At 69.2% G+C, this 23,115-nt stretch carries 16 protein-coding genes; 6 read left to right on the forward strand and 10 right to left on the reverse strand.

All coding sequences use genetic code 11. From position 1 onward, the window contains the following. Positions 1 to 193: 193 nt before the first annotated feature. Positions 194 to 1,408, forward strand: coding sequence for an AI-2E family transporter (locus ACFOGJ_RS15480; protein ID WP_379901966.1), 1,215 nt, complete (start codon positions 194 to 196; stop codon positions 1,406 to 1,408). 24 nt (positions 1,409 to 1,432) lie between these two features. Here ACFOGJ_RS15480 and ACFOGJ_RS15485 read toward each other — a convergent pair whose 3' ends face one another. Beyond that, positions 1,433 to 2,143, reverse strand: a complete 711-nt coding sequence (locus ACFOGJ_RS15485) for a transglutaminase-like domain-containing protein (protein ID WP_379901968.1) — start codon at positions 2,141 to 2,143, stop codon at positions 1,433 to 1,435. Between the two features lie 122 nt (positions 2,144 to 2,265). Between ACFOGJ_RS15485 and ACFOGJ_RS15490 the strand changes: the two genes are divergently transcribed. Together ACFOGJ_RS15490 and pobA are read left to right on the forward strand one after the other, a co-directional pair. Further along, positions 2,266 to 3,981: an amidohydrolase gene (locus ACFOGJ_RS15490; RefSeq protein ID WP_379901970.1), complete on the forward strand. Its 1,716-nt coding sequence runs from the start codon at positions 2,266 to 2,268 to the stop codon at positions 3,979 to 3,981. 43 nt (positions 3,982 to 4,024) lie between these two features. Then, the gene (gene pobA / locus ACFOGJ_RS15495) at positions 4,025 to 5,200 is read left to right on the forward strand and encodes a 4-hydroxybenzoate 3-monooxygenase (RefSeq protein ID WP_379901972.1); all 1,176 of its coding nucleotides are present in this window, start codon (positions 4,025 to 4,027) and stop codon (positions 5,198 to 5,200) included. Positions 5,201 to 5,391: 191 nt separating this feature from the next. Here pobA and ACFOGJ_RS15500 read toward each other — a convergent pair whose 3' ends face one another. Continuing rightward, complete coding sequence (locus ACFOGJ_RS15500; RefSeq protein ID WP_379902547.1) at positions 5,392 to 8,649, reverse strand: autotransporter family protein; 3,258 nt, start codon at positions 8,647 to 8,649, stop codon at positions 5,392 to 5,394. 189 nt (positions 8,650 to 8,838) lie between these two features. On the opposite strand from ACFOGJ_RS15500, the gene ACFOGJ_RS15505 reads away from it, so the two are divergent. Together ACFOGJ_RS15505 and ACFOGJ_RS15510 are read left to right on the forward strand one after the other, a co-directional pair. Continuing rightward, a complete protein-coding gene (locus ACFOGJ_RS15505; RefSeq protein WP_379901974.1) occupies positions 8,839 to 9,684 on the forward strand; it encodes a MipA/OmpV family protein in 846 nt (281 codons plus the stop codon). Between the two features lie 106 nt (positions 9,685 to 9,790). Then, positions 9,791 to 12,190, forward strand: a complete 2,400-nt coding sequence (locus tag ACFOGJ_RS15510) for a mechanosensitive ion channel family protein (protein ID WP_379901976.1) — start codon at positions 9,791 to 9,793, stop codon at positions 12,188 to 12,190. A gap of 18 nt (positions 12,191 to 12,208) precedes the next feature. On the opposite strand, the gene ACFOGJ_RS15515 is transcribed toward ACFOGJ_RS15510, so the two are convergent. The 8 genes from ACFOGJ_RS15515 to ACFOGJ_RS15550 all read right to left on the reverse strand — a co-directional run bounded on the left by ACFOGJ_RS15515 (position 12,209) and on the right by ACFOGJ_RS15550 (position 21,963). After that, the gene (locus tag ACFOGJ_RS15515; protein WP_379901978.1) at positions 12,209 to 12,970 is read right to left on the reverse strand and encodes a DUF2076 domain-containing protein; all 762 of its coding nucleotides are present in this window, start codon (positions 12,968 to 12,970) and stop codon (positions 12,209 to 12,211) included. Positions 12,971 to 13,032: 62 nt separating this feature from the next. After that, complete coding sequence (locus ACFOGJ_RS15520) at positions 13,033 to 13,809, reverse strand: coniferyl-alcohol dehydrogenase (protein WP_379901980.1); 777 nt, start codon at positions 13,807 to 13,809, stop codon at positions 13,033 to 13,035. Positions 13,810 to 13,848: 39 nt separating this feature from the next. Beyond that, positions 13,849 to 14,565 carry an ABC transporter ATP-binding protein gene (locus ACFOGJ_RS15525; RefSeq protein ID WP_379901982.1) on the reverse strand — a complete coding sequence of 239 codons (717 nt, stop codon included), beginning with the start codon at positions 14,563 to 14,565 and terminating at the stop codon, positions 13,849 to 13,851. Further along, complete coding sequence (locus tag ACFOGJ_RS15530) at positions 14,562 to 16,301, reverse strand: branched-chain amino acid ABC transporter ATP-binding protein/permease (protein ID WP_379901984.1); 1,740 nt, start codon at positions 16,299 to 16,301, stop codon at positions 14,562 to 14,564. Before ACFOGJ_RS15530 ends, ACFOGJ_RS15525 begins: the two co-directional genes overlap by 4 nt. A gap of 6 nt (positions 16,302 to 16,307) precedes the next feature. Continuing rightward, positions 16,308 to 17,264, reverse strand: coding sequence for a branched-chain amino acid ABC transporter permease (locus ACFOGJ_RS15535; RefSeq protein ID WP_379901986.1), 957 nt, complete (start codon positions 17,262 to 17,264; stop codon positions 16,308 to 16,310). A gap of 410 nt (positions 17,265 to 17,674) precedes the next feature. Continuing rightward, the gene (locus ACFOGJ_RS15540; protein WP_379901988.1) at positions 17,675 to 18,928 is read right to left on the reverse strand and encodes an ABC transporter substrate-binding protein; all 1,254 of its coding nucleotides are present in this window, start codon (positions 18,926 to 18,928) and stop codon (positions 17,675 to 17,677) included. Positions 18,929 to 18,958: 30 nt separating this feature from the next. Continuing rightward, entirely contained in the window at positions 18,959 to 20,557 is a 1,599-nt protein-coding gene (locus ACFOGJ_RS15545; RefSeq protein ID WP_379901990.1) for a GMC family oxidoreductase, read from the reverse strand. Beyond that, a complete protein-coding gene (locus ACFOGJ_RS15550; RefSeq protein WP_379901992.1) occupies positions 20,557 to 21,963 on the reverse strand; it encodes an aldehyde dehydrogenase family protein in 1,407 nt (468 codons plus the stop codon). Before ACFOGJ_RS15550 ends, ACFOGJ_RS15545 begins: the two co-directional genes overlap by 1 nt. Positions 21,964 to 22,105: 142 nt before the next feature. On the opposite strand from ACFOGJ_RS15550, the gene ACFOGJ_RS15555 reads away from it, so the two are divergent. Continuing rightward, positions 22,106 to 23,050, forward strand: a complete 945-nt coding sequence (locus ACFOGJ_RS15555) for a helix-turn-helix domain-containing protein (protein ID WP_379901994.1) — start codon at positions 22,106 to 22,108, stop codon at positions 23,048 to 23,050. Positions 23,051 to 23,115 lie beyond the last annotated feature (65 nt).

Raw genomic sequence — 23,115 nt, forward strand, 5'->3', positions numbered from 1 at the left:
ACGCGGCCTGGGTGTCGAACATCGGCATGACCTTGTTGCCCTCCGCAGGCCCGCCCGTGACATAGGCATCCGCCAGCCTGGCGCCGGCGGCCACATAGGGGGCGACCCGCGCCTGCGAATACGCCTGCCGGGAACCTGCCCCCTGCCGCTTGCGTTAGATCTCAGGATCTGCCGCGGGGCGGGAAATTCGAACATGAGCGAGACGAGGACGGCGCTGCCGCAGGAGGGACAGACCCTGCGGGCAGCCGGAAGACGGTTCGGCCCTTCAGCGGCCGGCACAAGCGAGGAAGACGGCAATGGCGGCCGCGGCAGCGGCGAGGCCTTCTCCCGCCTGCAGGTGCGCCTGCTGACGGCGTCGGCGCTGGGAATCCTGATGCTGATGATCGCCGGCACCTTGTATTTCGGCCGCGACTTCTTCCTGCCCATCGTCATGGCGCTGCTGTTCGGGCTGGTGCTGCGGCCGATCGTGCGCTGGCTGGCGCGGCGGCATGTGCCGCCGGCGATCTCCGCCGTCGTCCTGGTGCTCTGCCTGGTGATGGGGCTTGGGGTCGGCGTCTACTACCTGTCCGGGCCGGTCGCCGAATGGATCGACAATGCACCCCGCATCGGCGCCGAGCTGAAGCTGAAGCTGGCCGAGCTGCGGGAATCCGTGGAGGCGGTGAAGCGCGCCTCCGAGGAGGTGGAGAAGGCCGCCAGCGGCACGGACGATCCCACCGTGCAGCAGGTCGTCGTCAAGGAGCCCGGCCTGCTGTCGCGGATGGCGACCGGCCTGCCCGACGTCGTCGCGGAGGCAGTGCTGTGCTTCGTGCTGCTGCTGTTCCTGCTGGCCTCGGGCGAGATGTTTCTGGAGAAGATGGTCCGGATCCTGCCCTCGATGCGGGACAAGGTGCAGATGCTGCGCATCGCCCGCGACGTGGAAAGCGAGATCTCGCACTACCTGATGACGGTCACCGCCATCAATTTCTGCCTGGGCTGCGCGATCGCGGCCGGCATGGCGGCGATCGGCATGCCCAACCCCTATCTCTGGGGACTGGGGGCGGCGATCCTCAACTTCCTGCCCTATCTGGGGTCGATCGTCGGCATCGTGATCGTTACCGCGGTGGCGATCGTCTCCTATGACAGCCTGGCCAATGCCGCACTGGCGCCGGCGATCTACCTGGCGCTGACCACCCTGGAGGGGCAGTTCATCACGCCGCTGATCCTGGGCCGTCGCCTGCGCCTGAACCCGATCGCGATCTTCGTCGCCGTCGCCTTCTGGGCCTTCCTGTGGGGCATTGCCGGCGCGTTCATCGCCGTGCCGCTGCTGATCATCGCCAAGGTCGTCTCCGACCATTCCCGCACCCTGGCGCCGCTGGCGGAATTCCTGTCCGGCCGGCAGCTGCCGACGGACGGCGACCACAGGCATTAGCGCCGGGAGCAGGCGCGAAGGGGGTCAGCCCCGACGCTCGGCCTCCGCCTCGGCGCCGAAATCGCCGGCGGCGATCTCGTCCGGCGGTGTCGTGGCCCAGCCCGGATAGGTGCGCCGGAAGGTGTCGAGGATCTCGTCCGCCGGCACGTCGGCGAACTGGCCGCGGTCCTGGACATATTCCATGTAGCGGGCGCCATCGCCGTTATAGGGCTGGAACAGCGAATCGGTGCGGCCGTCGAATTCCAGAGGCGCCACGCCGAAGCGGTCGCAGATCTCCTTGCCGAAGGCCGGCGTCGCCTTCACCCATTGTCCGTCCAGGAACAGCTGGGCATAGCCGTGCCAGACGAACATGTCGGTGCCCATCATCTCCAGCAGGCGCTTCGTCGCCAGGTGGTTGCGCACATCGGCATAGCCGACCCGCGCCGGGATGCCCTGCGACCGGGCGGCGGCCGTCATCAGCGCCGCCTTGCCGATGCAGAAGCCGCGGCCGTCGGCCAGGACGCGCCCGGCGCGGAACGCCTCCGGATGGCCGGGCAGGTGGTAGGGGTCGTAGGCGATGTCGTCCCGGATCGCCCGGTACAGGGCCAGGGCCTTCGCCGTCGGGTCCACCAGGTCGCCGGCGATGCGGGCGGCGAAGGCCGCGACCTGTGGATCGTCGCTGTCGACGAAGCGGCCCGGCGCCAGATAGCCCTCCGGCGCTTCATGCTGTGCGGCGTCGCTTGCGGCCTGGCTCATTCTGCCTACTCCCGTGCGGCTGCGGGCCGGCTGTCCGGCCCGTTCCATGCTAAGGTTCGCGCAAGGAAGGGCCCGCAGGCAAGCGGGCCGGCCGGCGACGGGCCGATCGAAGGGGGGAGAAAATGGCCGCAGGAAATGTGGTGGTGGAGAACGGCCGGGTCCGTGGCCCGGGTTCGGGGGACGGCACGGCGACCGCGCTGGCGGTGCGCGACGGCCGCATCGCCGGCATCGGCAGTGCGGAGGATATGCGCGCCCTGGCCGGCAGCGATGCCCGCCGCATCGACGCCGCCGGTGCGGTGGTGATGCCGGGCCTGATCGACGCGCATCCCCACCTGCTGCATTTCGCGGCGCGGGAATACGGCATGGTCCACCTGTTCGATGCCCGCAATCACGACGATATCGTCGCCCGGATCCGGGCGCATGCGGCGCGCACGCCGAAGGGGCAGTGGATCGTCTGCACCCCGGTGGGGGAGCCGCACTATTTCATCCGCCGGTCCTGGCGCGACCTGCCGGAACGGCGGCTGCCCGACCGGCATGTCCTGGACCGGGCCACCACCGACCATCCGGTCCATATCCAGGCCTGGGCGCCGACCACGCCGAACATCTGCGCCTTCAACTCCGCCGGCCTGGCCGCGGTCGGCCTGTCCAGCTTCATTCCCGACCGGGTCTGCGACGTCTGGATCGAGAAGGACGATGCCGGCGACATCACCGGCATCCTGCGCGGCGCGGTGAACAACTATTACTGCTTCGACCCGTTCTGGACGCAGCTGCTGCTGAAGATGCCGGGCCCGGCCAGCTGGGAACTGCATGACAGCGTCATCGCCGCGATGGCGGACTACAACCGGCAGGGCGTCACCACCGTCTACGAAGGGCACAACATGCGCGACAGCCATGTCGACGCCTATCGGCGGCTGCATGGCGAAGATGCGCTGACGGTGCGGGTGATGGCCGCGATGGAGGCAGAGAGCTATGCCTATCCGCCGGTGCGGCCGCTCAGCCTGGACGCCTTCGTGAAGGTGCTGCAGGACGGCCTGCGCCTGATGGGGCAGGACGACGAGATGCTGAAGGTCACCGGCATGAGCTTCTCGCCCGCCGCACCGATGGGGCCGGGCACGATCCGCATGCACGAACCCTATCTGGACGGCTTCGGGCGGCCGACCCGCGGGGTCACCGTGCTGACCCGGGACAAGCTGGACGCCTTCGTCGCGTTCTGCGCGGAAAACGGCCTGCGCGGCAATTTCTGCGTCGCCGGCGACCGCGACACCGACGACGTGCTGGCGGCCCTGACGGTGGCCGACGCGACCCACGGCATCAGGGGCCGGCGCTGGATGATGCAGCACTGCCTGGTGGTGACGCCGGCGCAGGTGGAGCGGATCCGCGACCTGGGCTGCGACGTCACCACCTGCCCCGGCTTCGCCTGGGGCAAGGGCGACGTCTATGCCGAACGGGCGGGCGAGATGGTGCTGCGCGACATGGTGCCGCTGAAGCGCTTCGTGAATGCCGGGGTACCGTTGGGCTGCGGCTCCGACTGGGGGCCGAAGAACGCCTGGGAGAACATCGCCCTGTCGACCACCTTCGAGTTCGCCGGCTCAGGTCGCCGCAACGATTCGCCGGACCATATTCTGACACGGGCGGAATCGCTGCATACCTGGACCGCCGGCGCGGCGGAGGTGCTGGGCTGGCCGGGTGTCGGCAGCCTGGCGCCCGGCAGCCATGCCGATCTGATCCTGGTGGACCGCGACCCGCTGGACTGCCGGACCGAGGACCTGCCCGACACGAAGGTCCATCTGACGATGCTGGGCGGCGCGATCGTCCATGACACGGGGGTCGCCGGCTGAGCGCAGGGCGCCGCCGGCTGAATGGAAGAGGGTTGGAACTGGAATGCATACACAGGTCGCCATCATCGGAGCGGGCCCCGCCGGGCTGCTCCTGTCGCAGCTGCTGGACCTGGCCGGCGTGGACTGCGTGCTGCTGGAGCGCCGCGACCGCGACTATGTCGAGGGGCGGATCCGCGCAGGCGTGCTGGAGCAGGGCACCGTCGACCTGCTGCGCGCGGCGCAGGTCGCGGACCGTCTGGAGCGCGAAGGGCTGGTGCATGACGGCATCGAGCTGGCCTTCGAAGGCCGCCGCCACCGGATCGACTTCGCCGACCTGACCCCGGGCAAGGCGGTTACCGTCTACGGCCAGACGGAGGTGACCAAGGACCTGATCAATGCCCGCATCGCGCGCGGCAACCCGCCGGTGTTCGAGGCCGAGGATGTCGAGGTGCTGGACTTCGACGGCGAAAGGCCGCGGGTGCGCTACCGCCATAATGGCGCGGCGAAGGAACTGAGCTGCGACTTCATCGCCGGCTGCGACGGCTTCCACGGCGTCTGCCGCGCCAGCGTGCCGCAGGACAGCCTGCGGATCTTCGAACGGGTCTATCCCTTCGCCTGGCTGGGCATCCTGACCCGCACGAAGCCGGTGTCCGACGAGCTGATCTATTGCCGGCACGACAATGGCTTCGCGCTGTTCAGCATGCGTTCGCCCCAGGTCAGCCGGCTCTACCTGCAGGTCCGCCCCGACGAGGATCTGAACGAATGGCCCGACGACCGGATCTGGGAGGAACTGAAGCTGCGCGTGGGCCCGGAGGCCGCCGCGGCGCTGGAGACGGGCCCTTCGTTCGAGAAGAGCGTCACGCCGATGCGCAGCTTCGTCGCCGAGCCGCTGCGCTTCGGCCGGCTGTTCCTGGCCGGCGATGCCGGCCATATCGTGCCGCCGACCGGCGCCAAGGGCCTGAACCTCGCCGCCGCCGACATCCACTACCTGTCGGAGGCGCTGGTCGCCTTCTACAAGGAGAACCGTCAGGACCTGCTGGACACTTATTCCGACAAATGCCTGCGCCGGATCTGGAAGGCCGAGCGGTTCTCCTGGTGGATGACCTCCCTGATGCACCGCTTCCCGGGCCGCAACCCGTTCGACGACCGCATCCAGCTGGCGGAGCTGATGTATGTCGCCGACAGCCGCACCGCCTCCACCGCCCTGGCGGAGAACTATGTCGGCCTGCCCTACGAATAGGGCAGCCGATCCGACCTGACGGCTGCCGCCACGATCAATCCGTTTTCCGGTGGTAGCCCGTCATTCTCGGGCTTGACCCGAGAATCCATTCCGCAGGCTGCACGGCTTCCGCAAGGCTTGCGGAATGGATCCCCGATCAAGTCGGGGATGACCGATCTCGTGGCGGAACCGCTTCGACTTACTAGGGAAACCTAGAACGCCACCCGGACGCCGGCGCTGGCGGACAGGGCGGCATTCTCCCGGTTGAAGGACATCTGCCCGTCGGTGGAGGCGAAGAGCGAGGTGCTGTTCGACAGCTGCAGCGCCACCTCCGCCCCGAGATTGACCCAGTCGCGGACAGGGTCGTCGCCGGTGGTGGTGAAGGGAATGGTGCCGCCGGACAGCTGCGAGGTCACCGTGGTCGCATCGTTGTCGAACTCGTGGCTCCAGCCCAGCCGCAGTTCCGGCAGGACCCGGCCCCAGTCCCCCGCAAAGTCGCCACGCAATCGGGCGCCCAGGCTCGACTGCAGCGAGGTCATGCTCTGGCTGCCGACGGTCAGGTTGAACGGGTTGCTGCCGGTCTCCGTATAGCCGTCGACCTCGCCGCGGGTGTATTGCAGCGACGCGGTCGGGCCCAGGGTCGTGCCCGGCGCGATGGCGAAGTCGTAGCCGCCGCCGGCATAGAGCGAATACTGGCGGCCGTCGGGGCTGGAATTCGACACCGCCGAATAGGTGCCCAGGTCCACCGTGCGGGTATTGTCGTAGCTGGACCAGGAATAGGAGGCGACGCCTTCCAGGTAGAGCGGCCCGTCGGTGAACATGGCATAGGGGCCGACGGACCAGGTCTCCGCGTCCGAGACGTCGGAACCGCCCTGGTACTTCGTGGTGGTCTGGGCGTAGGAGCCGGCCAGGCCGACCACGATCCGGTCGCTGAGCAGGTAGTCCATGCCCAGGGTCAGGCCGCCGCCGTCGAAGCGGTAGCCCTCCCGCTCCGATGTCGTGTCCTGGTAGCCGAGCAGGCCCGTGCCGTAGGCGAACATGCCGACCGGCCGGTCGCCGGTGAGCGCAGGCTGCCCGGCATCCATCACCCCGGCCGGCAGCATCCGGCCGGGATCCACCTGGTCGGGGGCATTGGCCAGCTGGAACAGGGCGCCGGCCACCGCACCGCCATTGGCAAAGGCATTGGCGAAGGGGCTGGCGAAGCCTGCCGTCGGCGCCCCCGCAGAGAGGCCGCTTGCGGCATCGCCCGCGCCGGTGGTCGCACTTGCATCGCGCAGCCCGTTCAGGCGGGTGCCGACCCGGCTGCTATGCCCCTTGGATGTGGCGATCGCCGTCTGCGCATGGGCGGTCGGGTTGTGCGGCTTCAGCTGGTGCAGGGCCTGGCCGGCCTGGCTGGAGGTGGAGATGCGGTCGATGGCGTTCAGCGCGGTGTGCGCGGCGCCGCTGCGCACGCCGCTCCGCTCGTTCAGGGCGGTGGCGACGCTGCGCAGGTCCGGGTCGTTCAGTTTGCCGTGCAGCTTGTCGTTGGCATAGTCGCGCTTTGCCGTCAGGGTGACGTCGGTCGTGCCATAGCTGACCTCGCCCGTCAGGGTCTGGGAGAAGGCCGCGTCGACGGTCGAGAACCTGCCGCTGATCGCCGATGCCTCGACGATCCTGAAGCTGGCATCGACCTCCGGCACGTAGCTGCCGACGAGTTCGGCCTTCAGGGTGCCGTCCAGGTTGGCGGTGCCGGTGGACACCAGTTTGGCATGCTGCGCGGCGCTGGCCAGTCCGATGGTCAGGGTGCCGCCGCTGGTCTGGGTATAGGCGCCGGAAGTCGTCAGGGTATTGGCGCTGCCGGGAGCCACGGTGCCGTGGTTGGTCAGATGGCCGACCCGGCCGCCGCCGGACAGGGTGCCACCGCTGTTCACCGTTGCCGAGCCGCCGAGGGTGGTGCCGCTGGAGACTGTCAGGCGCGCACCGCTGGCGATGCTGGCCGCGCCGCTATAGCCGCTGCCGTCGCCGGACAGGGTCCAGTGGCCCTTGGCGATGGTCAGCGCCCCGCTGCCACCGACGGTGCCGGCCCAGCTTGCGGTACCGGTGGAGGAGGTCGTGGTCAGCGTACCGCCGTTGGTCTTCAGGGTCAGGCTGCGGCCGGCGGCGGATGCGAAGCCGTCCGCCACCTGCAAGGTGCCGTTGTTCAGGGTCAGCCCGCTGCTTGTCGCGCCCAGATTGCCGTCCGTGTTGACGACCAGGGTGGAGGCATCGGTGACCGTGGTACCGCCGCCATAGCTGTTGCTGCCGGTCAGGTGCAGGGTACCGCCGCCGTTCAGCAGGATGCTGCCATTGCTGCCGGAGATGTCGACGGCGATCTCGCCCAGATCCTCCACCCCGCCGAAGCTGTTCAGGGTGTTCGACCATTTGGTGACCGTCAGCTGGCTGGACAGCGCGATGCTGTTGGTCAGCCGTACCGCGCCGAACACCTTCTCGTCGGTGCCCTTCGATCCGGCGGTGTTGTTGGGCAGCCACTGGTCGCTATCGGCGAAGCGGGTCTGCCGCACCCGGCCACTGGAATCGACGGCCAGCAGGATATAGCCCGACCCCAGGCCGCCCTTGCTGAGTTCCCCCTTGCCGAACTCGGTGGGATAGGCGTCCTTCACGCTCTGCGGCACGCTGGTGAAGGAGCGGCTGTCGTCGTAGTGGGTCAGGGTGCTGGAATCGACCACCTTCACCGCGAAGACCCTCAATTCGGGATCGTTCAGGAGCTTGCCGAGGGTGTCGCTGCCGGAGCGGCCATGGCTGTGGCCGGCGAAGGTCGAGGCGTAGTCGGCCTCGGTCTTGATCTCCACCGGTGCGGCGGTGACCACGAAGGTATGGCCGGTATCGCCGCTGGAAGTCGTCGGCGTGCACCAGCCGCCCTCGCAATAGGCGACCACGTCGCCGGGCTGCAGGCTGTTGTCGCCGGAGGTGGCGCCGAAATCGGTGATCTGCTGGAAGCCCTGGCTGGTATCGCTGCTGCCGGCGACCGGCATCTGGTTGAAATAATGCTGCAGGACCATCGCCCTGGCCCAGGGCTTGTTCCTCTCGCCCAGCGCCCCGAAGGGCGCCGCCTTGCGCGAATCGTTGAGCAGCGCGTGATGGACCGGGGCGACCGTGTTCAGGGTGTAGTTGACCCAGCCGGAACAGTCGGTCACCACCATCGGCGCCCGGTTGGTCGACAGGTCGACCTGCGGATGCTCGTCGATCCCGCGCTCGGCATATTCGTGGGAATAGGCGGTGGCGCCGCTGCCGCCGCTGCCATGCAGGGCAGTGTCGACGGCGTTGGCGAAATTCAGGATCTGCTGCGAATAGCTGCTGGCGGTGCCGCTCTGGGCCAGCGCCGGGGCGGCGAACGCCGCCGCGGAAACGCCTGCCAGCAGGGTGAGCCCGATCTGCCGCCGACGGCGCCGTCCAGATCCGTTGCCCGGGCTCCGTGCCAGTTCACTGTCCATCGTCACAATCCGTCTCCCACCGATACCGGAACCGATCCTGGCTGTTTCATTCTGGGCTTGTCGCGCCATTTTTCTGTGCCAGTGAACCGCAGGCCAGCAAATCCCGTACCGCAGCAGGTGGGAGCGGGCCCGGGCGAGGGCCGCATGGCGGGATCCGACATGTCGCGGGGGATGCCGGAGAGGGGAACCATGAACCGAATTTCGACGCTTCTCTGCGCCGGCCTGACGGCCTGCGCCACCGGCCTCGGCGCCGTGGATGCGACCTTTGCACAGGGCATGGGCCGGTCCGCCGGCGGGACCGGCGGCCTGGGCGATACCCTGAACCATCCGGAGGGCTGGCGCTTCAGCGTCGGGATCGGGCCGGGCATCCTGCCCACCTATGCCGGCTCGAAGGAGTACCGGTTCCTGCCCGCAATCCGCGCCACGGCGGAATATGAGGGCTATTCCGCCTCCCTGTTCGGGCTGGGCGCCCGGGCCGACCTGTTCGCGCCCGACCAGATCGAGATCGGCCCGATCCTGAACTTCCAGTTCGGTCGCGACGACAACGAGATCGCCGGCCTGCCGGGCTATGAGGATGCCTTCTATCTGGGCCTCTACGCGGCAGTGGAGTTCAAGCAGGTGGTCGGGAGCCATGACAGCCTGCGCCTGGAAGGCACTTTCGAACAGAACATCAGCGATACCGGGGACGGCTTCCGCTACGGACTTTCGGTGGGCTACGGGATGCCGCTCAGCCGGTCGCTGCTGGCCAACCTGACCCTGGGGGCGGAGTTCAACGATGCACAGCTGATGCAGCGCGAGTATGGTGTGACCGCCGCCGGGGCGGCGAGCAGCGGCCTCGCCGTGCACGATCCCGGCGACGGGATCGAGGGGGTCTATGCGACCCTCTTCACCGGCTACAGGCTGACGCCGCAATGGGGCCTGTTCGCGGTGGGCAGCGCCAAGCGCCTGGTGGGGGGCGCCGGCGACAGCCCGATCGTGAAGCAGGGCAGCGCCAATCAGTTTATCGGCGGGTTCGGGATAACCTATACCTTCTGACCGTTGCCGCTTGCCCTGTCGCGAACCGGGCGGCGACGGCGCCGCTTTGCGAGAGGGCATCGATGCGATGGGGAAGGGGATGATGTTGCGCTGGTATGGATGGGCCTTGCCGGCCTGCTTTGTCATGTTCGGCTGGCTGCTGTTCCTGGGGTCCGCGCCACCCGCGTCGGCGCAGGCCGCGGCCATGGTCAAGGAGGCGACCGCCGAATCGGGCGGCTCCGGCCAGGCATCGACCGCCGACAGCAGCGAGGCGGCATCGATCCTGGAGCAGGCGAAGGCGTCCGGCGCCACCATCATCGTCATCGAACCGGGCATGCAGCCGAAGGCCGTCGATGCCGGTCCGGACATGGCGGAGCAGATCACCGCCCTGATGAACGCGCTGCGCGCCAGCACCCTGGAGCTTGCCGCCGACGCGCCCAGTTTCCCGGAACAGTACCAGGCCGCGCTGAAGCGCTATGGCGGGCTGGAGAGCCTGGGCTATGCGCTGGTCCTGCTGTTGGCCGCCCTGGTGGTCGGGTATGGGGCGGAAGCCCTGATCGACCGCTGGGCGCGGCCGCAGATGGCCCTGCTGTTCCGCGGCACGCCGGAAAGCCGGGCGGAAAAGATCGCCTTCCTGCTGACCCGCGCGATTGTCCGCATCCTGCGGGTCCTGGTCCAGGCCGCGGTGGCCGCCGCGGTGGTGTTCGCCGTCGATCCCGACAACGAGGCGATCAAGAGCATCGCCCTCCTTGCCCTCGCGATGTTCGCGATTGCCGGCTGCGGCGAGGCGGTGTTCCGCAACATCACCGCCGCGGACGCGCCGGAACACCGGCTGCTGGCGCTGGACCAGGACCAGGCCTGGGGCCTCTACCGGGACCTGCGGAACGTACTGTTCTTCGTCCTGGTCGTGGCCTTCCTGGCCAAGAGCACGGAAATCCTGGGCATGCCGCATCTCGGCGCGCTGCTGGCGCGCTCCGTTTCCGCCCTGGTCGCCGGGATCGCCAGCATCTGGTTCACCCTGCGCCAGCGTCGCACCGTCGAGCGGATCATCCTGGGCCACCGGCCGGGCCGCGCCTCGCCGCCGCGGCGGGTGCTGGCACATCTGTGGTACGTCCCGGTGCTGCTGTACTTCCTGATCGCCTGGGCGACGACCGGGGTGGAACTGCTGCTGGGGATCGAGGCACCGCTGCAGCTGGTCGGGCTGCCGGTCGTGGTGGCGCTGGGCGCCATCGCCGCCTATGGCGTGATGCTGATGCTGGCGGACATCGTCTTCAAGCGGCGGATGCCGGCGCCGGCGGCTTCTGCCGCGGCGATGCCACCGGATGGCGGCCCCACCGAACAGGCGCCTGCCATGCCTGTGGCCGGAGAGGCAGGCGCGGAAGAACCGCTTCCCGCGGAACCGGTGCCTGCAGAAGCGGCGCCGGAGGATGCCGAGGCGGCGGCGGCGGCGCCGCCGCCGGTCGACCGCAGCTATGCCGGGCTGGCGGAACGGGCTGTCGGCTGGATCGCGGTGCTGGGCGCGGCCGCCGTCATGATGGACGTCTGGGGACTGGATTCGGCGGTGTTCGGCGGTTTCTGGGGCGCCTTCTGGGAGATCGTGCTGGTCGCCTTTGTGGCCTGGCTGGCCTATGAGGCGGTGCGCATCGCCGTCGACCGCCGGATCGCCGAGGAAGGCGTGTCGAACGGCGCTGCCGGCAGCCCGATGGACGAGGAGGGGCCGCGGCGCGGCCTGTCCCGTCTCGGCACCCTGCTGCCGATGTTCCGCACCTTCCTGCTGCTGTCGATCCTGGTCTTCGCCGGGATGATCATCCTGTCCGCCATGGGGGTCGACGTGACGCCGCTGTTCGCCGGTGCCGGCGTGATCGGCCTGGCGATCGGCTTCGGCGCCCAGACCCTGATCCGCGACATCTTCTCAGGCGCCTTCTTCCTGATCGACGACGCCTTCCGGCTGGGCGAATACGTCAATGTCGGGCCGGTGAAGGGCACGGTGGAGCGGGTGTCGATCCGGTCGATGCAGCTGCGCCACCAGCTGGGGCCGCTGCACACCATCCCGTTCGGCGAGATCACGCACCTGCAGAACTATTCCCGCGACTGGGTGATGATGAAGCTGCCGCTGCGGGTGACCTACGACACCGATGTCGAGAAGGTGCGCAAGTTGATCAAGAATCTGGGGCAGGAGCTGCAGGAGGACCCGCTGATCGGGCATCTTTTCCTGCAGCCGCTGAAGAGCCAGGGCGTCTACCAGATGGAAGATTCCGCGATGATCATCCGGGTCAAGTTCATGACCCGGCCGGGCGACCAGTTCATGGTGCGCAAGGCGGTCTATTCCCGGATCCGGGAGCTGTTCGCCGAGAACGGCATCCGCTTCGCCCATCGCGAGGTGACGGTCCGCGTGGCGGAGGGCCATGGCGACGGCGCCGAGCCGGATCCCCGCAGGGCAGGCGCGGCGGCCGGCGCGGCACTGTCCGCGATCGCAGCGTCGGAGCAGGCGGCCGGCGGGCAGCCGGCGGGCGGCGACGGGCGCTGAGACGGCGGGGCGGCCGGGTCAGAGGTCGAAGCCGCCCCCGTCGTCGAAACCCCCGCCGTCGAAGAAGCCGCCGTCGTCATAGCCGCCCTGATCGACGCCACCCGGATCATAGCCGCCGGGGTCGGTGCCGGCCTGGTCGTAGCCCGCAGGAATGCCCCCGTCCGGTGCGCCGCCGGACGGATCGGCAGCGCCCCAGGGGCCTGCCGCGCCGGCGCCCTCGTCCACGACGGTCTGGTTGACGATCTCCTCCTGCGGCATGGCCTCCGCAATGCCGCCGCCGAACATATGCTCCAGGCCGGAGAACAGCGCCATGCCGCCGGCGACGCCGAGGGCTGTGCTCATCGCCGAGCCCAGAAAGCTCTGTCCGCCGCCGAAGCCGGCGCCCCGCCGGCCGAAGCCGCTCCCGACTGCATTTCCGCCGAAGGCATTGCCGCCGCCCGCCTGCGGGGCCTGTGGTGGCAGGCTCCGCGTCTGGGCGGCACCCGACAGCGGCACCCGCGGCACCGAACCCAGGAAGCTGCCGCCGCCGGTGGTGGCGGGAACGGACGACCGCGCCTGCAGGTCGCGAACCTGCGCCTGCAGCTGGCGGATCTGCTCCTGCGCGGCGGCCAGGCCATGCTCGTAGACCAGGGCGGTCTGCGCCATGCGATAGGCCAGGTCGGGATTGCGGCCCACCGCCTCGCGAATCAGGCCGTCGGCCTCCGCATCCTTGTCGGCGGCGGGGGCCTGGCCCAGCCGGTCGAAGAAGCCGGTCAAAAGGGTGCGTTCCTCGGGGGTCATGTCCTGCCTCCTGCGGGATCGGTGCCATCCCGATATCGGGGCCGGCACCGCCATCGGCAAGGTCAGAGGCCGTGCATCCCGGTCAACAGGTGCGAGGACATGCCGCCATCGGCGGCGATATTGGCGCCGCGCAGCCAGCCGGAGCCGGTCGACAGCAGGAAGCCGACCACCGGCGCGATGTCGACCGGCCGGCCCGGCCGGTCCATCACCCGCATATCCTCCTCCGCCCGGGCGCCCAGGGTCTCGATGAAGTCGGGCAGGATCGGCGTGTCCACCGGGCCCGGGCTGATCGCGTTCATGCGGATGCCGCGCTCCCGCCAGGTCCAGCGGTTCTGCATCGTCCAGACGATCAGCGCCTCCTTCGACAGGAAGTAGGAGCGACCGCCCTCGGCGAGCCGGTTGTCGGCACAGAAGCCGGCAATGTCGCCGTCGAAGTCGAGCGCCAGCGCGCCCCGGACCTGGTCCAGCGCATCCGCCCAGCCGAAGCCGGCCAGGGAGGCCAGGTTCACGATCGAGGCACCGTCCGCCAGCTTCGGCACCAGCCGTTCGGTCAGTCGCCGCAGGCCGATCAAGTTGACCTTCAGCAGCAGGTCGGGGGCCGCGGTCGGCGGCAGGCCGGCGATATTGGCCAGCCCGTCGGCACCTTCGGGCAGGCGCGTGGCCAGGTCGTCGATCGCCGCCGGGTCGGACAGGTCGGACAGGAACAGCTCGTCGGCATTGTCCGTGTCGTGCCGGTCGACGCCGATGACCCGTGCGCCGGCCGCACGCAGCTGCCGGCAGGTCTCCGCGCCGATGCCGGAGGCGGCACCGGTAACAATGTAGGTTCGTCCGTTGTGCATGATTGGCTCCTGCTTTGCCGGGCCGCAGTCGGCCGGCTTTCAGTTCATCTGGGGGCGGGCCAGGTAGGCGGCGTCCAGCAGGTCGGGCCGCGCCTTCAGCTCCGCCGCCGTGCCGCGGAAATGCGTGCGGCCGCCGCGCAGCACCAGGGCATCATCGGCGATGCCCAGCGCCAGCTCGGTGAACTGCTCGATCAGGACGATGCCGGTGCCGCGCGCCTTCAGGTCCGCCACCACCGCCATCAGCCGCTTCACGATCAGCGGCGCCAGGCCCAGCGACATCTCGTCGATCAGGATGTATTTCGGCCGCGCCATCAGGGCATGGCCCAGCGCCACCATCTGCTGCTGCCCGCCGGACAGGGTGCCGGCCGGCTGCTGCCGGCGGGCTGCCAGTTCCGGGAACAGGTCGTAGGTATCGGCCAGCGCCTGCGCCGCCCCCCGCGGCAGCAGCGAGCCGGCCGCGCGCAGATTGTCCTCGACGCTCAGGCGGGTCAGCACCCTGTGGCCCTCCGGCACCGCGGCGACTCCGGCCTTGCGGATCGCGTCGGGCCCCAGCCCGCCGATCGCCTTGCCGTCGGCATGGATGCTGCCGCCGGCAAGCGGCAGCATGCCGGCGACCGCCAGCACCAGCTCCGACTTGCCGGCGCCGTTGGCGCCCAGGATCGCCGTCACCTGCCCCGGCGCCACCGACAGGCTGACCTCCGACACCACCCTGCGGCCGTCCTTCAGCACCGACAGGGCATCGACCTCCAGGCTCATGCCGCGCCCTCCTCAATCCCCAGATAGGCGGCGCGCACTTTCGGGTCGGCGAGCACCTCCGCCGTCGGACCGAAGGCGATCCGCTTGCCGAAGTCGAGCACCAGGGTCTCCGCGCAGATGCGCGAGATCAGGTCCACGTCATGGTCGATCACCAGGGTCATGGCGCCGGTCTCGTCGTGGATCCGCAGGATCAGGTCGCCCAGCGCGCGGGTCTCCTCCGCCGACAGGCCGCCGGCGGGTTCGTCGAACATGACGATGCGGGGGCCGCCAACCAGGCATTTGGCGATATCGACCAGCCGCCGCTGGAAGCTGTTCAGCCCCGCGGCCGGCTGCTCGGCCATCTCCTGCAGGCCGACAAAAGCCAGGGCGCGGTCCACCTCCGCCTGCTTCTGCCGCGGGGTCAGTGCCAGCCCGTCCATCTGCACCCGGACATTCTCCGCCAGCGACAGGTCGTCGGCGATCTCCTCCTTCTGGAACGACCGGCGCAGGCCCCACTGGCTGCGGCGGTGCGGCGACATCCGCATCAGGTCGGCGCCGCCGGCCAGCACCCTTCCGTCACTGGCGGTCACGAAGCCGGACAGCACGTTCATCAGGGTGGTCTTGCCGGCGCCGTTCGGGCCGATGATGCCGCTGACTGGGCGGCTGAAGGACGCCTCCACCCCGTCCAGCGCCAGCACGCCCCCGAAGCGCACCGTGACGTCGCTGATCTCCACCGGCGGCTGCAGCCCGCCCGCCGCCGGCGGCGCGGCCGCGCGGCCCGGCAGGCGACGGCGCAGATTGCCGGCAAGCTCCATCACCTGGCCGGCGATGCCGTTCGGCGCGGTGATCACCGCGTGCAGCAGGCCGGCGCCGAAGATGACGAAGGACAGGTCGGCATCCAGGCCCCAGTCGTTCAGCAGCGCCGGCAGGATGCGGAACAGGGCGGCGGCGATCACCGCGCCCAGCCAGGAGGCGGCGCCGCCGACCACCGCCAGGGCGAAGACCAGCACGCTCTCGCTGGCGCGGAAGGTGCCGCCGTCCAGCAGGCCCAGGCTGCCCGCCAGCAGGCCGCCGGCGACGCCGGCCAGCAGGCCGGACAGGGCGAAGGCCCAGGTCTTGTACAGGGTGACATTGACCCCGGCCGACATGGCGGCGGCCTCCGACCGGCGGATCATCGCCCAGGCGCGGCCAGGCGCCAGCCGCCGGTGCAGCTCGATCAGCAGGAAGCCGAGGAGGGCGACGAAGACCGTGTAGCGCAGATAGGCCTCGTCGCTCTGTGCGATGACGGGCCGCCGGAACGGCGCGCCGGAGCCGGTCTGCACCCCCCAGAACCCCTCGCCGCCATTGGGGAACTGGTAGGTGGCCAGCATGATCTCCAGCCCGCCGGCCGCCATCAGGGTGACCAGGGCCAGGTACAGCCCGCGCAGGCGCAGTGCCGGCAGGGCCAGGATCATGCCCAGCACCATGGTGACCGCGCCGGCGGCGATCAGGTTGATCTCGAACGGCAGGTCCAGGCCGTGGTTCAGGCGCAGCACCACCCAGCCGCCGATCCCCATCAGCCCGACCTGGGTCAGGCTGACCATGCCCAGCCGGGCATACATGAAGGCGACGCCGGCGATCGCCAGGGCGAAGCAGGCGGTGGAGGTGAAGATGTTCAGCCACTGGCTGCCGGCGATCGACGGCACGACCAGCAGGGCGAACAGGGCGAAGGCCAGCCCGGCGCGGCCCGACGGCGTGGTGCTGAAGAGGCTCGGCATCGCGGCTCAGTCCTTGCTGTCGAAGGTCAGCCGGGTGTGGCGCTGGTACCAGAGCAGCACCAGTGCCGCGATCACGAAGGGGGCGATGGGCCGTGCGCCCTTCAGCACCGGGGACAGGGTCAGCAGGCTCTCGATCACGCCCATCGACAGGCCGCCGACCAGGACCAGGCCCAGGCTTTCCAGCCGGCCGCAGACGGCGGCGGCGATGGCGGGGATCACCATGAAGGTGATCACCGTCGGCTCCAGCCGGATCAGGTCGCCGAACATCAGCCCGGTGAAGCCGGCGATCACGCCCGACAGGCCCCAGGCGATGGTCTCCACCTTCAGGATCGGCACGCCGATCAGGGCCGACAGGCTGCGGTCGTTGGCCAGGGAGCGCATCTGCAGCCCGGTGACCGTGCGGGTCAGGTAGAGCCAGATCCCGGCGACGATGCCGATCGAGGCCAGGACCACGATCAGCCGGGTCGCCGTCACCCGCAGGCCCAGAAGCTGGACGCCGATCTTGTCGGTGGGCAGCGACAGTTTCCGCGGATCGTCGATCCACAGGAAGCTGACGATGCCCAGGACGATCAGGGCGAAGCCCAGGGTGGCCACGGCCTTCACCACCGGTTCGCGCCAGGACAGCAGCGGCGCGATCAGCCGGCCGTAGAGCAGCAGGATGGCGGTCGCCAGCAGGATGCAGGCCGCCCACGCGAAGGGCGGCCAGACCCCCCACTGGTCCAGCTGCCAGGCGGTCATCGCGCCGGCGGCGCCGGCCGCCCCGTTGGCGAAGTTCAGCACCCCGGTGGCGCGGTACAGCACCACCATGCCGATGCCGCCCAGGGCGTAGAGCGAGCCGACCGCCAGGCCGGAGACGAAGAACAGCCCGACGATCTTGCCCGGCTTGTCCCAGCCCAGGATCGCCACGACGGCGACCATCAGGACGACGTACAGGCCCCAGTTCAGCAGCCGCGCCTGCGTCACGCGCGCCGGCTCCTGCCGGTGACGAGGCGGCAGGGGGCACCCGCCTCGTCCAGGATCGTCACTCGCGTACTTGATGCGCTAGTCCATGCTGCCGCTCTCTCAATCAATGCCTGCCCTGATTGAGCCGCGCGGTGCGATGGACCACCGGGACAAGCCCGGTGGTGACGCGTTGGGACGTGCAATGGTTTTCCTGTCCAGCTTCGGCGCCCGGTTTCGCGAACCCAGCCCCAAAGCGACGCTCCGCTATGGTCGGCCGTGCCCAACCGGAAACTGGTGCCTCCCTTGCGGTGGTCCATATCGAGGCCGGTCTCAGTAATCGCGGGATCCTCCGGAAGCCGTCAGGCCGTGACGCAATTGACCCGCCCGCGGGGCGAAGCCGGCGGGCGGGTCACTCTGCCGCTACCCTGCGCTCAGCGCAGGCCCAGCTTCTTCTCGACCTCCTTGTGGGGGTCGAAATAGCTGCTGTCGAACTCGTAGCAGTCGCGCACGACCTCGTACTCGCCGCCGACGATCCGCACCATGTAGCCGGCATGGTTCGGCATGTGGAAGTCGGTGTCGCCGACATAGTACGGCCCGCACATCAGGTCCGAGGTATAGCCCGAGATGTTCTTGATCGCCTCGGTCACCTTGGCGCGGTCATCGACATCGGCGGGGTCCATCGCCAGCAGGGTCTTCACGAAGTAGGTGGCCGACAGGTAGCCGGACTGGGCGAAGGTGTCGCGCGGATCCTCCGGCCGGGCATAGGCGTCCATCACCGCCAGCCAGTTCTTTGCGTCCTTGCCGCCCAGGTGGAAGGGCGCGAGCTCGGCGTTCACGTAGACATGGCCGTCCCAGTACTCGCCCAGTGCCGCCGGCACCGACAGGTCATAAAGCGGGGTGGGCGCGATCCACTTGTAGGAATCCCGCAGGTCCTGCTCCTCCGCCGCCTTCAGCACGGCGATCGCCAGGCCGGCGGGCAGGTTCAGCAGGATCGTGTCGGCGCCGTTCGACACCGCTTCCAGCAGCGCGGAGTTCACGTCCGGCGCGCCGGGATTGATCAGCACCATCGAGCCGTCGCCCCCGCGGGCCTTCATCAGGTCGATGGAGACCTTGCAGGACCAGGGCCCGTTATTGGGGATGTTCAGGCCGATGCAGGCGACGTTCTCCGAGCCCAGTTCCTCCTGCGCGTACTGGGTGGCACCCAGGTTCGACGGCAGCGGCCCCTGGTTGGTGGAGACGATGTTGGAGCTTTCGAAACATTCGGAGATGGCGCAGGCCGCGGCCATCGCCATGATGTTCTCGTCGGCATAGGTCTTCGCGTTCACCGCCATCTCGATGAACGAGCCGTTGCCGACCAGGGCCACGGCGTTGGCGTCCTTCACCAGCTTGGAGGCTGCCTGTGCCGCCATTTCCGGGTTCCACTGGTCGTTCTCGACCCGGTAGTCGATCGGCCGGCCATGGATGCCGCCATTGGCGTTGACGCAGTCGAAATAGGCCTTCGCCGCGTCGGTGGAGGCGGAGAAGTCGCCCGGCGGCGCATTGCCGTGGATGCCGCCGACGACGATCGGCTCGCCGGTCGCCGGCTTGCCGGTGTTCATGCCGCAATCGGGTGCGGCATAGGCCTGGCCGGCCACGAACAGGCCGGTCATGCCGGCCAGGACGGCCAGCAGCTTGTTCCGTTTCATGTCTTCCTCCCTGTCTTCGTTGACCTGAGCTTAACCGTTCAGGCTCTCCTTGCCGCGCACGAAACGCGACGCGCGCTCGGCGATCATCATCGTCGGTGCGTTGGTATTGCCGCTGATCAGGGTCGGCATGGCGGAGGCGTCGCAGACCCGCAGCCCCTTCACGCCGCGCACCCGGAGCTCGTTGTCCAGCACCGCCCTGCGGTCGCCGTCCGGCCCCATGGCGCAGGTGCCGGCGGGATGGAACACGGTCTTCGCCGTCTGCCGGACATAGCTGCGCATGCCGTCCTCGTCGTTCTCCAGCCCGGGCTCGGGCAGGTGGCGACGCTTGATCAGCTTCGCCAGCGACGGGGCCTCCAGGATCTCGATGCTCTTGCGCACGCCGCGCACCAGCAGGTCGACATCGTAGGGGTCGCGCAGCGCGCCGGCGTCGAACAGGGCCGGTTCCTTCGGGTCGGCGGCGCGCAGCTTCACCGAGCCGCGCGACCGCGGCCGCAGGAAGCAGGGGCCGATGGCGATGCCATGCGCCTCGATCGGGTCGCGGTCCAGGCCCGGCACCATGAACGGCAGGACATGGAACTGGATGTCCGGCAGGCCGGCATCCGACAGGTCGGCGAAGCCGCCGCATTCCACCACGTTGCTGGTCAAGAGCCCGGTGCGGCTCGCCATGTACTGCAGCATGTGCCGGACCGCGGCGATGCCGACATCCTGCTTGTAGATCGAGATCGGCTCGATCGTCTCGCCCTGCACCGTGCTTTCCAGATGGTCCTGGTAGTTCTCCCCCACGCCGGGCAGGTCGTGCACCACCTCGATCCCCAGGGCGGACAGTTCGGCAGCATTGCCGACGCCGGAGAGCTGCAGCAGGCGCGGCGATTCGATCGCCCCGGCACAGAGGATCACCTCCCCCATGCACTTGAAGGCGGTGCCATCCTCCATCACCACGCCGGCGGCGCGCTTGCCCTCGAAGCTGACCCGGGCCACCCGGCTTTCGGTCAGGATCCGCAGGTTGGGGTTTTTCTCCGCCTTGCGCAGGAAGGCCTGCGCCGCACTCCAGCGCCGCCCCTCCTTCGTCGTCACCTGGTAGAAGCCGACCCCTTCCTGCACCCGGCCGTTGAAGTCCGGGTTGTAGGGCAGCCCGGTCTCCTGCGCCGCGCGGATGAAGGCCCAGCTCAGCGGATGGCCGTAGCGCTTTTCCGAGACGTTCAGCTCCCCGTCGGTGCCGTGGAATTCGTCGGAATGCACCATGTTGCATTCCAGGTCGCGGAATGCCGGCAGCACGTCCTGGTAGGACCAGCCGCGCAGGCCCGACTGTGCCCAGCCGTCATAGTCCTGCGCCTGGCCGCGGACATAGAGCATGGCGTTGACTGACGAACCTCCGCCGATCACATGGCCCTGCGGCACGATCGCCGGCCGGCCGTTCAGGTCGGGGCTGGGCTCGCCGATATAGGCGATCACGTCGCGCCCGGCCTGCAGCACCTTGAAGAAGGTGGCCGGGATGTGGATCCAGCGGTTGGTGTCGCGGCGCCCGCTCTCGATCAGCAGAATGCGGGTGCCGGGATCTTCCGCCAGGCGGGCGGCCATCACGCATCCGGAGGAGCCGCCGCCGACGACGATATAGTCGTAGGCCTCCATCAGCTGAACACCACCTGGATGTCGGTATATTCCTGCAGCCCCTCCTCGCCGAACTCGACGCCGAGGCCGGAGGATTTCACGCCGCCGAACGGCGCGTTGGGCTGGATCGCGCCATGCTTGTTGATCCACAGCGAGCCGCACTGCATCCGCATGCCGAGTGCCCGCGCCTTCTCCACGTCGCGCGACCAGACCGACCCGCCCAGCCCGTTGGGGGAATCGTTGGCCGCCCGCAGCGCCGCCTCCTCGTCGCTGAAGCGGATCACCGGCAGGGCCGGGCCGAACTGCTCCTCCTGCACCAGGGGATCGTCCTCGGGCAGGTCGGCGATGATCGTCGGCGGAAAGAACAGCCCCTCGCCGGGCTCGCCGCCCAGCAGGACCGCGCCGCGGCCCTTCGCGCCGGCGACCAGGCCGGCCACCTTGTCGAACTGCATGCGGTTCTGCACCGGGCCCAGGATGCTGCCCTCGTCCATGCCGTCGCCGACCGGAATGGTGCGGGCGAAAGCCGCCAGCTCCTGGCAGACATCGTCGAACACCGCATCGTGGACATAGAGCCGCTTCATCGCGGCGCAGGTCTGGCCGTTGTTGATGAAGCCGCCCCAGAACAGCCCCTCGGCGATCGCCTTGGCGTCGACGTCGGGCAGCACGATCGCCGCGTCGTTGCCGCCCATCTCCAGGGTCAGGCGCTTCATCGTCTCCGCCGCGGACATCATCACCCGCTTGCCGGTGGCGCAGGAGCCGGTGAAGACGATCTTGCGGATGCCGGGATGGGCAGCCATCGCCGCGCCGATATTCGTCTCGCCGTCGCCGGCGGAGATGCTGTTCACCACGCCGGGCGGCAGCACCTCGTTCATCAGCTGCACCAGCCGCAGGGTCGCCAGCGGGGTGTAGGGCGAGGGCTTGATCACCACCGTATTGCCGGTGCGCAGGGCCGGCAGGATGTGCCAGACCGCGATCATCACCGGGAAGTTCCAGGGGGTGATGGAGCCGACGACACCCAGCGGCCGGCGATGCAGTTCCACCCGGCCCTCGTTACTGTCCTGCAGCACCTTCATCGGCAGCGACAGGCCGGCGGTGAAGCTGGCCCAGGCGCCGGCGCCGCCCATCTCGAAGCGCGAGCCCAGGCCGTTCAGCGGCTTGCCCTGCTCCCGGGTCACCAGCACGGCCAGCTCCTCGGCATGGGCGCCGATCTTCGCCGTCACCGCCTCGCAATAGCGGCGCAGCTCCTCGTCGGGCAGGCGCGACCAGCTCTGGAAGGCCGCATCCGCCGCGGCCACGGCCTGGTCGAGCTGGGCGGTGCTGCAGTCGGGCGCATGGCCCGCGGGCGCACCCGTCGATGGATTGAGGACCGCAAAGGTCGCAGGCGCGGCGATCGGTTCGCCGCCGATCGTCATCGTGAACTCTGTCACGGCCATTCCTCCCAGATGGCATTCATTCATTGCGACCAGTCTAGGCAGGGCGGGCGGGGCCGGGTCTTGGACCTTGGCGACAGCCGGCTTGGACTCAGGCGACATTTGCCATTGGCCGCGGATTGGCGCCATTCTGGCAGCCATGCTGAAGCACGCGGTTTCCAACAGCCTGCCGCTGGCCCGTTTCGAGGCCGACCTGCAGTCGGTCTGCGGCTCCTTCGACATCCGCCCGCACCCCGAAAAGAAGGATGCCTGGGGCGGCGTCGCCACCGGCGTCCGCGCCGGGGTGGAGATCGCGATGGTGGCGACGGACATGCAGCAGATCCTGCGCACCAGCCGCAACATCCGCGACGATCACGGCGAGAACTATTTCCTGATCCTGCAATATTCCGGCCGCGCCCTGATGGCGCAGAACGACCAGGCCTCGATGCTGCTGCCCGGCGACCTGGTGCTGATCGACAGCACCCGGCCGTCGGAATTCACCTTCTTCGGCGACCGCTGCGCGCAGGTCTCGCTGCACCTGTCGCGGACCGCGGTGCACGAGCATTTCGGCACCGCCCTGGTCGGCGGCATGTCGCTGTCAGGCAGCGACCCGACCGCCCGGGCGATCCATTCCGTCGTGCACAAGGTACTGCGCAGCGAAGGCAGCAGCGTCCAGACCGGCTTCCTGCGGGACGCGTTGTTCGGCCTGATTGGCGCTTTCGTCTTCGCCCGCGAGGAGGGCGAGATGCCGGGCCATGGCGACGGGCAGGAGGCGATGGAGCCGCTTCTGGCCCGCGCGCTGGAATGCATCGAAACGCATTTCCGCGACGGCGACTTTTCCGCCGCGCTGTTGCCGAAGATTCTCGACGTCCATCCGCGGCGGGTGCAGCGCGCCTTCGAAGCGCTGGGCACCACGCCGACCCGCTACCTGACCGCGAAGCGGCTGGAATTCGCCCGCGCCCTGCTGGTGCGTCGCAGCGCCGGCGGCGCGGCGGAGCTGATCTCCAGCATCGCCTATGGCGCAGGCTTCTCCGACCTGTCCTATTTCAATCGCCGCTTCCGTGAAGTGTTCGGCTGCGCGCCGGGGGAATATCGCGACCACTGACCGGCGGCGACGCCTCCTGCGCCCGTCATCCCGGACTTGATCCGGGATCCATTCCGCCAGCCCTG

It is taken from the genome of Marinibaculum pumilum (assembly GCF_042646425.1).
Taxonomy (GTDB): domain Bacteria; phylum Pseudomonadota; class Alphaproteobacteria; order Ferrovibrionales; family Ferrovibrionaceae; genus Marinibaculum; species Marinibaculum pumilum.

What these genes read in the sequence shown, in the direction of transcription:
- ACFOGJ_RS15480 (WP_379901966.1), top strand. Translation starts at nt 194, where the DNA reads ATGAGCGAGACGAGGACGGCGCTGCCGCAGGAGGGACAGACCCTGCGG.
- ACFOGJ_RS15485 (WP_379901968.1), bottom strand. Translation starts at nt 2,143, where the DNA reads ATGAGCCAGGCCGCAAGCGACGCCGCACAGCATGAAGCGCCGGAGGGC.
- ACFOGJ_RS15490 (WP_379901970.1), top strand. Translation starts at nt 2,266, where the DNA reads ATGGCCGCAGGAAATGTGGTGGTGGAGAACGGCCGGGTCCGTGGCCCG.
- pobA (WP_379901972.1), top strand. Translation starts at nt 4,025, where the DNA reads ATGCATACACAGGTCGCCATCATCGGAGCGGGCCCCGCCGGGCTGCTC.
- ACFOGJ_RS15500 (WP_379902547.1), bottom strand. Translation starts at nt 8,649, where the DNA reads ATGGACAGTGAACTGGCACGGAGCCCGGGCAACGGATCTGGACGGCGC.
- ACFOGJ_RS15505 (WP_379901974.1), top strand. Translation starts at nt 8,839, where the DNA reads ATGAACCGAATTTCGACGCTTCTCTGCGCCGGCCTGACGGCCTGCGCC.
- ACFOGJ_RS15515 (WP_379901978.1), bottom strand. Translation starts at nt 12,970, where the DNA reads ATGACCCCCGAGGAACGCACCCTTTTGACCGGCTTCTTCGACCGGCTG.
- ACFOGJ_RS15520 (WP_379901980.1), bottom strand. Translation starts at nt 13,809, where the DNA reads ATGCACAACGGACGAACCTACATTGTTACCGGTGCCGCCTCCGGCATC.
- ACFOGJ_RS15525 (WP_379901982.1), bottom strand. Translation starts at nt 14,565, where the DNA reads ATGAGCCTGGAGGTCGATGCCCTGTCGGTGCTGAAGGACGGCCGCAGG.
- ACFOGJ_RS15530 (WP_379901984.1), bottom strand. Translation starts at nt 16,301, where the DNA reads ATGCCGAGCCTCTTCAGCACCACGCCGTCGGGCCGCGCCGGGCTGGCC.
- ACFOGJ_RS15540 (WP_379901988.1), bottom strand. Translation starts at nt 18,928, where the DNA reads ATGAAACGGAACAAGCTGCTGGCCGTCCTGGCCGGCATGACCGGCCTG.
- ACFOGJ_RS15545 (WP_379901990.1), bottom strand. Translation starts at nt 20,557, where the DNA reads ATGGAGGCCTACGACTATATCGTCGTCGGCGGCGGCTCCTCCGGATGC.
- ACFOGJ_RS15555 (WP_379901994.1), top strand. Translation starts at nt 22,106, where the DNA reads ATGCTGAAGCACGCGGTTTCCAACAGCCTGCCGCTGGCCCGTTTCGAG.